Annotated in this window: 10 protein-coding genes; 5 read left to right on the forward strand and 5 right to left on the reverse strand. The window is 66.2% G+C overall.

The genetic code is table 11. The features are described 5' to 3' along the window. Positions 1 to 2: 2 nt before the first annotated feature. Positions 3 to 1,001, reverse strand: a complete 999-nt coding sequence (locus tag E0W60_RS10550) for a Bug family tripartite tricarboxylate transporter substrate binding protein (RefSeq protein ID WP_135703893.1) — start codon at positions 999 to 1,001, stop codon at positions 3 to 5. A gap of 205 nt (positions 1,002 to 1,206) precedes the next feature. Between E0W60_RS10550 and E0W60_RS10555 the strand changes: the two genes are divergently transcribed. From E0W60_RS10555 to E0W60_RS10575, 5 genes are all read left to right on the forward strand, one after another. Next, positions 1,207 to 2,232 carry a LysR family transcriptional regulator gene (locus E0W60_RS10555; protein ID WP_240745780.1) on the forward strand — a complete coding sequence of 342 codons (1,026 nt, stop codon included), beginning with the start codon at positions 1,207 to 1,209 and terminating at the stop codon, positions 2,230 to 2,232. A 299-nt stretch (positions 2,233 to 2,531) separates the two neighbouring features. Then, the gene (locus E0W60_RS10560) at positions 2,532 to 3,557 is read left to right on the forward strand and encodes an acetamidase/formamidase family protein (RefSeq protein WP_135703895.1); all 1,026 of its coding nucleotides are present in this window, start codon (positions 2,532 to 2,534) and stop codon (positions 3,555 to 3,557) included. Between the two features lie 91 nt (positions 3,558 to 3,648). Then, positions 3,649 to 3,876: a XapX domain-containing protein gene (locus tag E0W60_RS10565; RefSeq protein WP_135703896.1), complete on the forward strand. Its 228-nt coding sequence runs from the start codon at positions 3,649 to 3,651 to the stop codon at positions 3,874 to 3,876. A gap of 15 nt (positions 3,877 to 3,891) precedes the next feature. Continuing rightward, positions 3,892 to 4,083, forward strand: coding sequence for a DUF1427 family protein (locus E0W60_RS10570; protein ID WP_063240339.1), 192 nt, complete (start codon positions 3,892 to 3,894; stop codon positions 4,081 to 4,083). Positions 4,084 to 4,182: 99 nt separating this feature from the next. Beyond that, complete coding sequence (locus E0W60_RS10575) at positions 4,183 to 6,573, forward strand: acetamidase/formamidase family protein (RefSeq protein ID WP_135703897.1); 2,391 nt, start codon at positions 4,183 to 4,185, stop codon at positions 6,571 to 6,573. 17 nt (positions 6,574 to 6,590) lie between these two features. On the opposite strand, the gene aspA is transcribed toward E0W60_RS10575, so the two are convergent. From aspA to E0W60_RS10595, 4 genes are all read right to left on the reverse strand, one after another. Next, a complete protein-coding gene (aspA, locus tag E0W60_RS10580; RefSeq protein ID WP_135703898.1) occupies positions 6,591 to 8,036 on the reverse strand; it encodes an aspartate ammonia-lyase in 1,446 nt (481 codons plus the stop codon). A gap of 31 nt (positions 8,037 to 8,067) precedes the next feature. After that, positions 8,068 to 9,084, reverse strand: coding sequence for a ribonuclease Z (locus E0W60_RS10585; RefSeq protein ID WP_135703899.1), 1,017 nt, complete (start codon positions 9,082 to 9,084; stop codon positions 8,068 to 8,070). 338 nt (positions 9,085 to 9,422) lie between these two features. Beyond that, positions 9,423 to 10,541 carry an NAD(P)H-dependent flavin oxidoreductase gene (locus E0W60_RS10590; protein ID WP_133093278.1) on the reverse strand — a complete coding sequence of 373 codons (1,119 nt, stop codon included), beginning with the start codon at positions 10,539 to 10,541 and terminating at the stop codon, positions 9,423 to 9,425. A 228-nt stretch (positions 10,542 to 10,769) separates the two neighbouring features. Further along, on the reverse strand, positions 10,770 to 12,509 hold the full coding sequence (locus E0W60_RS10595) for a sigma-54 interaction domain-containing protein (protein ID WP_240745781.1): 1,740 nt from the start codon (positions 12,507 to 12,509) through the stop codon (positions 10,770 to 10,772). Between the last annotated feature and the right edge of the window lie 104 nt (positions 12,510 to 12,613).

Raw genomic sequence — 12,613 nt, forward strand, 5'->3', positions numbered from 1 at the left:
TGTCAGTTGGATTCGAGATTGACCGTGCGAGCGATGGCGCCGTAGCGCACGGTCTCGGCGTGGATCAGGCGGCGGCTCTCGGCGGGCGTGGTGAGGACCGGTTCGTAGGCGAGCGACTGCAGCCGCTCGACGAAATCAGTCTCCTGCATGCTGGCGCGCACCTCCCGGTACAGCCGCTCGACGACGGCTTCGGGTGTACCGGCCTTGGCGACCAGCGCCAGGTTGGCGCGGACGAGCAGGGCATCCTTGCTGTCAGCGGCCTGCCGCTGGAGCTTGGGGAACTGCGCGACCGCCGCCGTTTGCAGCACGGCCAGCGGCTTGACCTTGCCGTCGCCGACGTAGCTGATGGAGGAGCCGATGACATCCACATGGGCATCGGTCTGGCCGCCGATCAGGTCCGACATGGCCGGCGGAGAGCCGCGATACGGCACGATGGTGAAGTCCAGTCCGTTGCGTCGCTTCCAGTCCGCCAGGCCGAGATGCGCCGCGCCGGCGACAGCATTGATGCTGATCGAGACCTTGCCCGGGTGCTTGACGATGTAGTCCCTGAGCTCGGTCAGGTTCATCTGCTTGCGGTCCACCCGCGTGACGATCCAGTGCGGCACGGTACTCACGATGGTGACGGGCGTGAAATCCCGGTCGGGGTTGTAGCGCAAGTCCTTGACGGTATGCGGATTGATGTTCAGCGTGCCGTCGCTCGCGAGCAGCAGCGTATTGCCGTCGGCCTTCTCCTTCAGTACCGACATGACGCCCGGCACGGTAGCGCCGCCAGCGATGTTCTCGACCACCACCGGCTGCCCGAGCCGCTGTTCCAGCTTGCGCGCCAGGGTGCGGCCTACGATGTCATAGGAACCGCCCGCGGGAAACGGCACCACCAGCCGCAGCGGCCGATCCGGCCATGCCGCGGCAGCGGCGGGTTGAATCGCGACAAGCATGGTGCCCACCGTGGCGGCTGCCATGACCCCGCGTACGATCCTGGCAATAGTGTTCAGCGTGATCATCGGTTCTCCTCCTGGGGTCTTGCGCCGCCTTGTATTGATGGAATGCCGCCGACTATAAGGGATCGAGGTCTTTACCCAAAAGCGAATAAAAGTCACTGTAGATAAACCAAATGGTTAACTCTTAAAATGCGGCTATCTCCCCGTCACTAGTTTTCCACCGATGCCGAATGATCCTGCCCGCGCCGTCCGGGAATCCGCCCAGTCCATGCTTGGTCGCCTGAAACTTCGTCATCTCCGCCTCGTTCTTGCGCTCAGCGAAGCGGGTACGGCCGCGGCGGTGGCCGAGCGCCTGCACGTCAGTCCGGCTGCGGTGTCGAAGGCATTGGGGGAAATCGAGGATATTGTCGGCACGCCGCTCTATGTCAGGAGCCGACGCGGCCTGGTGCTGACCGAGCCCGGCCGCGAGATGGCGGCTCACGCCAAGGTGCTGCTGGCGCAGTTCGAGCGGCTGGCGGAATCGCTGCACGCGGTGCGTGCCGGCAGCCAGGGCGAGCTGCGCATCGCCTTTCGGACGATCTCGGTGCAGCCGCTGCTGGCGCAGGCCATGACCGATTTCCACCGTGACAATCCGCGCGTGGAAATCAGCGTGATCGAAGGCGGCATCGGCGAAATGACGGAGCAGCTTGTCGACGGCTCGCTCGACCTGCTGTTTGCCTACGACGACCCTCGCCTGTCCCGGCCGGAATTGCGGACCACGCCCGTGGTGCCGGCGCAGAAGGTCGTCATTGTGGCCAGCCGCGACCACCCGCTGCTGGCGCGCCGCAAGATCGCGGCACAGGCCTTGTCTTCAGAGCGGTGGTGCATACCTGCGGCCGGATCGCGCATGCTCCACCTGCTGCACACGGCCTTCCACGCCTTTGGCGTTGCGCCACCGGCATCGGGAATCCGCACGAGCGATGTCGCCGCGACCGCAAGCCTCATGCAGACAGGGCATTACCTGGCAGTCTTCCCCGAGCGCATCGCCGCGCAGCTCTGCGAGGCCAAGGTCGCACGCATTCTGCGCTTCGACCTGCGCAGCCACGTGGAGCCGGTGGTCGTGGTCTGGAATGGCGAAGTCACGCCGCGGCCCGCGGCGCAGCGTTTCCGTGACCTGGTCGTGGAACGGGCCAACCCCGGCGCCTGGCGGCACGAAGGCGTGCCGGTGCTGGGCGCGCGTGCCGTGGCCGCGGCGGGCATGGTGGATCGCGAACCGAAGCCGTCAGCGAATCGTAAGCCGCGCGCGTCCCACTGATGCCCAGATCGTGCCGCCCCAGCGCACGTTTACCCTAGTACGCGCCAGCACAAGTCTTTGGGGCGTATCGCCCTATCGGTCATGCACCGGCTCTTTCTAGTATGGATTCACCGCGCGGCACCGAAAGCACTGCGGCGCGGCATCCGGGCTTCCCTGCCTGGACGTGAATCGCCGGGCTCAATGACGGCGATTCATAAGAAACACGAATAGCCGATATCCCCCTCCCTGCCTGACCGGATACAGCCGATCACCGAGTGAGCGGCTGGGGATGCGGCTGCGAAAAAAATCCAGGAGACGACATGCTGCATGACCTGCCCGCCCGCCCCGAGACCATCCACTGGGGCTATTTCGATGCCACCAAGGCGCCCGCCCTGACCGTGAAAAGCGGGGACCTCATCCGCGCCGAAGCGGTGACCCATCACGCCGGCGATGCGCCAGACCTGATGATGGATGCCGCCATCCGCGAGATCTACCGGACCATCCCGCACGATGACCGCAACCCGGGCGTGCATATCATGACCGGGCCGATCTATGTCGAGGATGCCAGGCCCGGCGATATGCTGGAGGTGCGCTATCTCCAGATGATCCCGCGCTTTCGCTTCGGGGCCAACATTGCGGCGCACTGGGGGCAGCTCTACCGGGAGTTCGAGAAAGAGCGGGTCACGATCTACGAGCTGGACCAGGCCTCCAACACCGCGCATGCGCTCTATGCCTTCGACTATCCCGGCAAGCTGACCACGCCCGGCAAGGTGGTCGACGACCGCGAATGCTGCCGCCAGCCGGCGCTTGCCGGTGTGCGCGTGCCGGTGCGCCCCCATCTTGGCACGGCCGGGGTCGCGCCCGACAAGCGTGGCCGGGTCACTACCGTCGAGCCCGGGCTGCATGGCGGCAATATCGACAACTGGCGTATCGGCGCGGGGGCCACCATGTACTATCCCGTCCAGGTCGATGGCGCGCTGTTCTCGATCGGCGACCCGCATATCTCGCAGGGCGACGGCGAAATCAGCGGCACGGCGATTGAAGCCTCGCTGAACGTGTTGTTCCAGGTGATCCTGCGCAAGGATTTCCACTTCCCTTCGCCGCTGCTGGAAACGCCCGACTGCTGGGTCGTGCACGGTTTCCACGAGGACCTCGATGAAGCCGGCAAGAACGCGGCCCGCGACATGATCCAGCTGCTGACCGAGCAGCAGGGCCTGTCGCGCGACGACGCCTACTCGCTGATGAGCGTGTCGGCCGACTTCGGCGTGACGCAGGTCGTCGATGGCACGCAGGGCATCCATTGCACCATGCCGCGCGCGATCTTTCCCCCGAAAGGCAAGGGCTGAACTGGCATCCTCATCGAACCCTCGCACCGCCGGACGCCCACCGCCGCAAGGCGGGGAGGGCCCGCGCGGCTGCGGAACCGGAGATACGCGCATGCAATACGTCTACGTAGGACGCAACGAATGGGTGGCCCTGATCGTCGGCCTGGTCACCGGCACCCTGTATTCCTGGCTGGACTTGCCGATTCCCGCGCCCAATGTCACCGGCGGGATCTGCGCCATTCTTTTTACTTACCTCGGCTACCTGATCGTGCAGGCGTTGCGCAGGACGATCGCCTTCGGGCGCCCGCCGCAAGGCAGCCAGGGCAACGGAATTTCCTGAGAGCGGGAGAACGACATGGTCGAAATTGCATTGGGGACGACCGAGTTGCAGGCAGCGGCCGTCGGACTGGTGACTGGTATTGTCTACACTGCTGTTCGTGCGCCGATACCGGCGCCTAACGTGCTCGGCGGCATCTTCGCCATCTTCGGCACATTTGCCGGTTTCGTGCTGGTTGCCGCAATGCGGGGCCAACTGCTGGTCGGATAGCCCGGCGGGCTGAAGGACCTTGCATGAGATGCCTGAAGCGTTGGCGGACAACCATGTCCGCCAATTGCGCTGTTGCAGAACGCTGCCTGGGAGGCTGAATTGCACCTTTTGCGCTTTTCCACCGAAGCCTATCCGCACAACCGGCGCGGCGCCGCCTGGCGCGACGAACTCAGGGTCGCGCGCCTGCATTGCGAAAGCCTGTGCGCGGATCACACCCTGCACGGCACGATCCAGTCGCGGACAACGCCCGCGGGGGTCGAGCTGGCGTGCATCTCGTCGGTTCCACAGACCCTGAGCATTGCCGCGGGAGGCGGGCGCGGCATGATGCTGCTGATGCTGGTCGAAGGTAACGCCACCCTCGCCGCGCCGGACCTGCGCGAGCCGCTGCGGCCGGGCCAGCTGGCATGCGTGCCGCAGCAGGACTCCCGCAAGCTGGTGCTGAGCACCGGCTTCCGTCTGATGGCGGTACACATCGGCCAGGCCTTGCTCGGCGCAAGGATCACGGCCCCGCTGCCGGGCGCCGCGCTGGTGCTTTCCGGTGATTCGGCCGAGCTGTTTGCCCGGCTGCTGCAATCGATGGCGCTCAGTTTCGATACGGTAGTGGCCGCCGAGGGCAAGGCGCTCCAGCCGTTCGAGAACACCATCATTTCGTGCCTGGGCGCGGTCCTTGCGGACAGCCGGGCAACGCCGCCCGCGGACATGACGCCATCGCGGTCCGCCATCTTTGCGCGCGTCTGCAGCCGCATCAACGCCCGCCTTTCGGAACCCGAGCTCAGCCTTGCCGCCATTGCCGCGGACGAGCGCCTGTCGGCCCGCTACCTGCAGAAGCTCTTCGAGAAATCGGGCAGCAGCTTTTCATCCTATCTGCGCACCAGCCGGCTTGACCGATGCCGGGCCGATCTGGCCAACGCGCAGTATGAAAAGCTCTCGATTGCCGATATCTGCTATCGCTGGGGCTTCAACGACCCGTCCTATTTCAGCCACGCGTTTCGCGAACAGTTCGGGATCTCGCCGCGCGCATACCGCGACCAGATGGCGATCGCGCCCGCGCCCCGGCCACCGCAGAAAGTGTCGCGCGGACTTCCCGCGCACGCGAGGCTTGCGCCTGGCATGCGCGCAGCGCCGCCCGGTGATGGCCCGGTTGGCGCGCAACAAGCAGCCCCGGCCGTGGTTTCCATTGCCCAGGCGCGCGCGCATGCCGCACGCCACGAAGGCCGGCACCACTGGCTGCAGGCGACGGACAAGACCGTGCATTGGGGTTACCTGAGCCATGAACTGCAGCCGGTACTGGAGGTACAGTCGGGCGACACGGTCACGATCGAGACGCTGACCCAGCACGCATCGGACGACCGCGAGCGCATGATCGAGGGGGATCCCGGCGCGGAAAGCGTCTTCCACTGGACCGCGGAGCAGAAGAACGTGAACCGGCGCGGCGCCGGGCCGATCGATGCGTCGGTCTATGGCCGTGGTGCCGGAGAAGGCTTCGGCGTCCATATCTGCACCGGCCCGGTCGCGGTTCGTGGCGCCATGCCCGGCGATGTCCTCGAGGTGCGCATCCTCGACGTACGTCCGCGGCGGTGCGCCAACCCGCGCTTTGCCGGCAAGGCCTTCGGCAGCAACGCTTCGACCTGGTGGGGGTTTCACTACCGCGACATGCTGACGGAACCGCGCGAGCGCGAGGTGGTCACCGTGTTCGAGATCGATTGCGAACGTGCCGACGGTTGCGCGCGCGCGGTCTATAGCTTTCGCTGGACGCCGCAGCGCGATCCCTTCGGCGTGCTGCATCCGACCATCGACTATCCCGGCGTGCCGGTCGACCATGCCACCATCAGCAAGAACTACGACGTGCTGCGCGACGTGGCCATACCGGTCCGGCCGCACTTCGGCGTCATCGCCGTGGCGCCGGCGCAGGACGGGCTGATCGATTCCATCCCGCCATCGAGCTTCGCCGGAAACCTGGACAACTGGCGGGTCACGCGGGGCGCTACCGTCTACCTCAGGGTTGGCGTTCCGGGCGCGTTACTGTCGATTGGCGATCCCCATGCCTCGCAGGGAGACTCGGAACTATGCGGAACGGCCATCGAATGCTCGCTCACCGGAGACTTCCAGCTGGTCCTGCACAAGAGCACCATGATTGAACGCGGGGCTCCATTTGCCGACCTGAGCTACCCGTTGGTAGAGACCGCCGACGAGTGGATACTGCATGGCTTCAGTTCACCCAATCACCTGACCGAGCTGGGCAAGACGGCACAGAGCGATATCTACCTGAAATCCACGCTCGACGATGCCATGCGCGATGCCTTCCGCAAGGCGCGCCGCTTCCTGATGACGGTCAAGGGGCTGACCGAAGACGAGGCGGTCACCCTGATATCGGTCGCCGTCGATTTCGGGGTGACGCAGGTCGTCAATGGCAACTGGGGCATCCATGCCATCATCAAGAAGTCGTTGTTTGCCGGCACACCTGCCGGGCGCGATTACGGCCAGGGATGAGCCACGGCGAATCCTGTTCATGGCTTGCCGGTGGGCTTGTCTGCAGGTTTGTCGGCGAGCTTGTCCGCACGGGGCCGGATCAGCGTTTCGGGCCGCAACGCCTCGTCGAGCGCTTCGGCGGTCATCAGGCCCCGCGCCAGCACCACTTCGCGGATGGTGGTGCCCTTGGCATGGGCCTCGGCGGCGACGGAGGTCGCGTTCTTGTAGCCGATCACGGGATTGAGCGCGGTCACCAGGGCGATCGAGCGCTCGATGGTTTCGCGCAAGCGTTCAGGGTTGGCGGTAATGCCGTCGACGCACTTCTGCGCCAGCGTCAGGCAGCCATTGGTCAGGTGCCGGAAGCTGCGTAGCAGGCTGGCGGCAATCACCGGCTCGAAGGCATTGAGCTGCAACTGGCCGGCCTCCGCGGCAAAGGTGATGGTGGTGTCGTTGCCGAACACCTCGAAGGCGATCTGGTTGACAACCTCCGGAATGACGGGATTGACCTTGCCGGGCATGATCGACGAGCCCGCCTGCATCGGCGGCAGGTTGATCTCGCCGAAGCCCGCGCGCGGTCCGCTCGACAGCAGCCGCAGGTCGTTGCAGGTCTTGGACAGCTTGACGGCAATGCGCTTGAGCACGCCGGAGATCTGCACGAAGGCGCCGCAATCCTGCGTGGCCTCCACCAGGTTGGGCGCGAGGCACAGGTCGATGCCCGTGATCCGCCGCAACGCGGCCAGGGCCTTCGGCGCGTAGTCGGGATGCGCGGTGATGCCGGTGCCGATCGCGGTGGCGCCCAGGTTGATTTCGCGGATCAGCAAAGCGGTTTCGCGCAGGCGCGCCATGTCTTCCTCGAGCATGACCGCGTAGGTGGAGAATTCCTGGCCGAGCGTCATCGGGACCGCATCCTGAAGCTGGGTGCGGCCAAGCTTGAGCAGGCCGGAGAACTCCGTCGCCTTGCGGTCGAACGCGGCGCGCAGGACTTCCATCGCTTCGAGCAGGTGCTCGATGGCGAAATACGTGGCAATGCGCAGCGCGGTTGGATAGACGTCGTTGGTGCTTTGCGCCATATTCACGTGCTCGTTCGGGTGCAGGAACTGGTATTCGCCCTTGCGGTGCCCCATGTGCTCGAGCGCGCGGTTGCAGATGACCTCGTTGGCATTCATGTTCGTCGATGTGCCGGCGCCGCCCTGGATCGTGTCGACAATGAACTGGTCGTGCAGCTTGCCTTCGCGCACGTCATTGCAGGCGGCCAGGATGGCGTCGCGCAGCGTGGCGGGCAGCAGGGCGAGTTCGGCATTGGCCTCGGCGGCGGCCTGCTTGACGGAGGCCAGCGCAATGATCAGCTCCGGCCACGATGAGATGGGGGTGCCGCTGATCTGGAAGTTCTCCCAGGCCCTGAGGGTGTGGACGCCGTAGTAGGCATCGGCAGGCACCTGGCGTTCGCCAAGCAGGTCGGCTTCGGTGCGATGGGTATTGGTCATGACGCGATTCGATAAGGGTTGATGCGGCTGCTCAACGTCGCAGGTGCTCCCGGGCCGCCTGCACTTCACTGGCCATCTCCTCCGCACGGCCACGGTAACGCGGCGAGAAATGGAACGGCGTCACCGCGCGGGCGCCAATGCATGACGCGATCCGGCCAGCCTGGGCGGCGGTCAGGTGGTTCTTGCGCAGGGCGTGGGCGCGATCCGCTTCCAGGAACACGCTCTCGATAAAGAGATGGTCGACGCCCTGCATCAGGTTCGACAGCGCCTGCATGTTGTCGCTGGTATCGCGCAGGTCGGTCGCATAGCCGATGCGCTGGCCAGGCGTGGCGTCAAGGATCAGGCGGCTTAGTTCGCCGACCGTTCGCGTTACCGCATGGTCGCCGCCGCTGTCGCGCCATTGCACGGGAATCGGCGTGTCGACGGGGGCACCGGTCAGGACCGCATGCTTAAGCTCGCGCAGCCACGCGCCTTTTGTCATGCCCGATGCGCCAAGGCGCTCCTTGTCGACGCCGAGCCGGACCTTTTCTTCGACGATGTAGGACAGGCAGGGAATGCCGTGGTCGACAAAGCAGGCGCGCACTCGGAATGTTGTCTCGTCATGCACGATATCGCCGCATTGCTCAGTCGTCGCGACTGCCACACTGGCAAAGCGGTCCCGGCTTGAAAACCGCGCGCTGCGGATGTGGCCATCCAGTGCAAGCTCGAACGCCTCAACGACCAACTCCAGGTCATAGCGGTGCACGACATTCCAGGTATAGGCACGCAGCTTATGCCCGACTTGCGCCACGAACCCGGGCCCGCCGTACAGCGCGATGGACGGCTTGCGCCCGAGCAGTACGCGCAGCAGGTGGTCGAAGCCGGAAAAGTGATCCATATGGGTATGCGTGACGAACACATGCGACACGCGCATCAGATTGCGCGGCATCAGCGCCGTGATGTCGCCCAGGTCGAAGAGCAAGGCGCGCCGTTCGTCGAGAAAGTCGACGAACAGGACGGGGTCGCCGAAGACGTCATTGACGAGGCGGGCTTGCAGCAGGGGACGCATGGTCACACGCGCGGGGGAAATCAGGAGAGGCAAGGTGCCTGTGCGGGCACATAGGCCGATTACCGGGCCCTTGTATCAGAATAGGACGCTCCGGTTTGCGGCGCTTCCACCGAATCCCTGTCTCCGACAGGTGGCCTTTTTTTCGCGTGCGCCGGGCGATTTCGCGGGGTTCTCATCCCTCACCGGCAGTGATGGAAGGCATCACCAAAGATGTTTTACGTGAGCGGTCCGGCCACCTGATTTAGGCATACCCAACCTTATCGGCATCCCTGCTGCAGATCAAGACATCACGCCGGCCGGCCCGCTGCATCGCTGACACGGCGGCCGGCACGGCGATGCTAGGCGGCCACGTGTTGCAGGGAGGCCAGGCGCGCAATCGCGTCCCGCAGTTCCGACTGCAGCCGTCCGACCAGTTCGGCCGCGGGCAGCGCTCGCGCCAGCGGCACCGCCTGTCCCGCCCACTGGGCCGCATAGTCGGCGCTTCCCGTGGCCTTGGCGGCAGCGTGGAGCGCCTTGCCGGCGTCATACGTGGTGGGGTAGTCGGGGATGGCGGGCGCGTCCGGATGCTCGCCCAGTGCCGTGAGGCGGTTCGCAAAGCCCCGGGCGGCGCGGCCGGAGATGGCGCGCGTGAGCGTGGTGGGGCGCTTGCTGTCCGCCGCGAGGGCGCTGCGATAGGCGGCGTCGACCGCCGTCTCGGGGCAGGCGATGAATGCGGTGCCAAGCTGCGCCGCTTGCGCGCCGAGCGCCAATACCGCGGCAATGCCCGCGCCATCCATGATGCCGCCGGCTGCGATCACCGGCAGGCTCGTCTTCTGCACCAGGACACGCACCAGCGCCAGCGTGCCGAGGCCCTCGTCGTAGGCGGCCGGATCGAACACGCCACGATGGCCGCCCGCTTCGATGCCCTGCGCGACAATGGCGTCGATGCCCGCCGCTTCGATCTGGCGCGCCTCTTGCAACGAGGTCGCGCTGGCCAGCAGCACGATGCCCGCGCTGCGCAGGGCATCGATCTTCTGCTGCGCGGGAAGGCCGAAATGAAAGCTCACGACTGCGGGTTTCTCTTCCAGCAGCATGCGCAGCATGTCCTCGTCTTCGACGAAGCTCTTGTAGATTTCGCGCAGCGTGGCGGGGGCCGTGCCGCCGTGCTTCAGGAAGTGCGGGGTGAGATAGTCCAGCCAGGTCTTTTCGCGCGCGGGATCGGGCTGGGCCGGCGCATGGCAGAACAGGTTGACATTGAACGGCTTGCCGGTCAGTGCCCGGGTCTCGCGGATCGCCTTGCGCGCGCCCTCGGCGTCCATGGCACCGACGCCGAGCGAACCAAGGCCGCCGGCCTCGGACACGGCAGCCGCCAGCGCGGGCGTGCCGACGCCTGCCATCGGCGCCTGGATGATCGGCGTGGAAATATGCAGGCGCGCAAGCAGGCCGCGGCCGTTGTCCAGGGGCTTCGATGTTTCCATGTGCAGTTCCTATGTTGAATCGCCCGGCGCCTAAACGCTCCGGGCAGAAAGCGGTTGCAGCCCGCAATGGCGCGCAAGCGGGCGCTGGTCAGTCATGGCGCAGTTCGCGCACGAAGGCCTCGTATGCGACGGGCTCATGAATGCAGGCGCTGGTCAGGCCCGGTCGCGATCGGTCGACGCACATTCTATCGACATCGGCGACGGTGCCGATAGGGCGGTGGCGCGCGCCTATTTCGATTGCGACGGGTTCGGCCCGCGTTCCAGGATCTTGTACAGGTGCGAGCGGGAAATCCGCAGTTGCTCGGCTGCGCGCTTCTTGTTGCCGCCATGGCGCGCGACCGCGTCCATCACCGCGGCATAGGCCAGTTCCTTCATGCCCGCGGCCGGGTCGCCCGGCGTGCGAAGTGCGGAAGAGGGCGATGGCAGCTCGTCCGCCGCGGAAGCCTCATATCGATGCGCTTGCCCGGCCGCATGCACAGGGGGCTGGCTTTCCAGCCCCGATAGCCCGCGCGCCGATTCGCCGCGTGCGAAGTCCGCTACGCGCAGCGTCCGGCCATCGCAGAAGACCAGCGCTTCCTCGATGCGCTGGCGCAGTTGGCGCACATTGCCGGGCCAGGGCTGGCCGGCGAGGTGGCGCGCCACCTCGTGGTCGATGCCTGGCGCCGGCATGGCGTTGCGCGCGCAGAAGGCGTCGACGAAATGCTGCAGCAGAGCCGGGATGTCCTCGCGCCGCTGGCGCAGCGCGGGAATGCGAAGCACCACGCCGCTGAGCCGGTAGTACAGGTCGAGGCGGAAACGCCCGGCATCGATCAACTCGGGAATGTCGCGGTTGGTGGCCGAGACCAGCCGGAAGTCGACCCGCTGCGCGCGGCGGCTGCCCAGGCGTTCGACCATGTGGTCTTCGAGCACGCGCAACAGCTTGACCTGCATCTCCATCGGGATGTCGGCGACCTCGTCGAGAAAGACCGTGCCGCCCGCTGCCAGCTCGAGCTTGCCCGCCTGTCCCTGGCGCTGGCTCCCGGTAAAGGCGCCGGGCGCATGGCCAAACAGTTCGGATTCGATCAGCGTGGCTGGCAGGGCGGCCAGGTTCAGGCTGACCAGCGGACGGGCGCTGGCCGGCTCGGCTCCGGCGCCGTGGATGGCGCGGGCCACCAGCTCCTTGCCGGTGCCGCTTTCGCCCAGGATCAGCACCGGCACGTCAAGGCGTGCCACGGTCTGGATTTCGCGGCGCAGGCGCTGCATCGGCGCGCTTTCGCCGATCAGGCCAAAGGTCGGCTGCCGCTCGGGCAAGCCGTCGCGCAGGTGATCAAACTCGCGCTGGTAACGCGCCACTTCCGAACGCAGCTCGACCAGTTCCTTGTGCATGCGGCCCAGGGCTTCGGGCCCCTTGAACATGACCTGGCCGATGGCGCCCACCACCTCGCCGTCCTGGCGGATCGGCATGCGGTTGACCACGCGGGTGGCGCCGTCGAGCTGCTGCAGCTGCCCGATCTCCGCCTTCCCGCTGGCCACCACCTGCGGCAGCCGCGAATTGGGGATGACCTCGGCCGCCGGGCGGCCGATGCCGGCACCGGTGTCGAGGCCCAGGAATTTCTCGTGGACGGGGCTGATGAAGCGCACCCGTCCCTCCTTGTCGACCACGGTGATGGCCTGGTAGGGATCGTTCAGGAAGTGGTCCAGGATCGCGCCGGCGAAGGGCACTGTGCCCAGGAAGTCGAGCAGCACGGCCTGTGTGTCGGTGCGATGCAGAAGGATCAGCTGGTGGTCGCCGTCTTCCAGGCTCAGGCCGATGAAGCGCCGGGTGCCTGCCTCGACGGGGAAAAGCCGGCGCCCCTCGCCCGGCGCCTGCGCGTGTGCGCATGCGGTGAACGCCGCGTCGGCAATGGCCGGGTCGGTACAGGCTCCGATCGCCGCCAGCCGGGAGCCGTCGCGAGAACAGACCAGCACCCCGAGCGCGATCCCGCTCATGTCTTGTGTCGTCACTGAGGACACTTGATGTCTCCATGCGTGCCTCTAATGCGGACACGTTTGTGTACTCATAGTGGACATCCTAACGGCGGCCGGGCATTTGT

Origin of the sequence: Cupriavidus oxalaticus, from assembly GCF_004768545.1 — a bacterium.
Lineage (GTDB): Bacteria > Pseudomonadota > Gammaproteobacteria > Burkholderiales > Burkholderiaceae > Cupriavidus > Cupriavidus oxalaticus_A.

What these genes read in the sequence shown, in the direction of transcription:
- E0W60_RS10550 (WP_135703893.1), bottom strand. Translation starts at nt 1,001, where the DNA reads ATGATCACGCTGAACACTATTGCCAGGATCGTACGCGGGGTCATGGCA.
- E0W60_RS10555 (WP_240745780.1), top strand. Translation starts at nt 1,207, where the DNA reads ATGCTTGGTCGCCTGAAACTTCGTCATCTCCGCCTCGTTCTTGCGCTC.
- E0W60_RS10560 (WP_135703895.1), top strand. Translation starts at nt 2,532, where the DNA reads ATGCTGCATGACCTGCCCGCCCGCCCCGAGACCATCCACTGGGGCTAT.
- E0W60_RS10565 (WP_135703896.1), top strand. Translation starts at nt 3,649, where the DNA reads ATGCAATACGTCTACGTAGGACGCAACGAATGGGTGGCCCTGATCGTC.
- E0W60_RS10570 (WP_063240339.1), top strand. Translation starts at nt 3,892, where the DNA reads ATGGTCGAAATTGCATTGGGGACGACCGAGTTGCAGGCAGCGGCCGTC.
- aspA (WP_135703898.1), bottom strand. Translation starts at nt 8,036, where the DNA reads ATGACCAATACCCATCGCACCGAAGCCGACCTGCTTGGCGAACGCCAG.
- E0W60_RS10585 (WP_135703899.1), bottom strand. Translation starts at nt 9,084, where the DNA reads ATGCGTCCCCTGCTGCAAGCCCGCCTCGTCAATGACGTCTTCGGCGAC.
- E0W60_RS10590 (WP_133093278.1), bottom strand. Translation starts at nt 10,541, where the DNA reads ATGGAAACATCGAAGCCCCTGGACAACGGCCGCGGCCTGCTTGCGCGC.
- E0W60_RS10595 (WP_240745781.1), bottom strand. Translation starts at nt 12,509, where the DNA reads ATGAGCGGGATCGCGCTCGGGGTGCTGGTCTGTTCTCGCGACGGCTCC.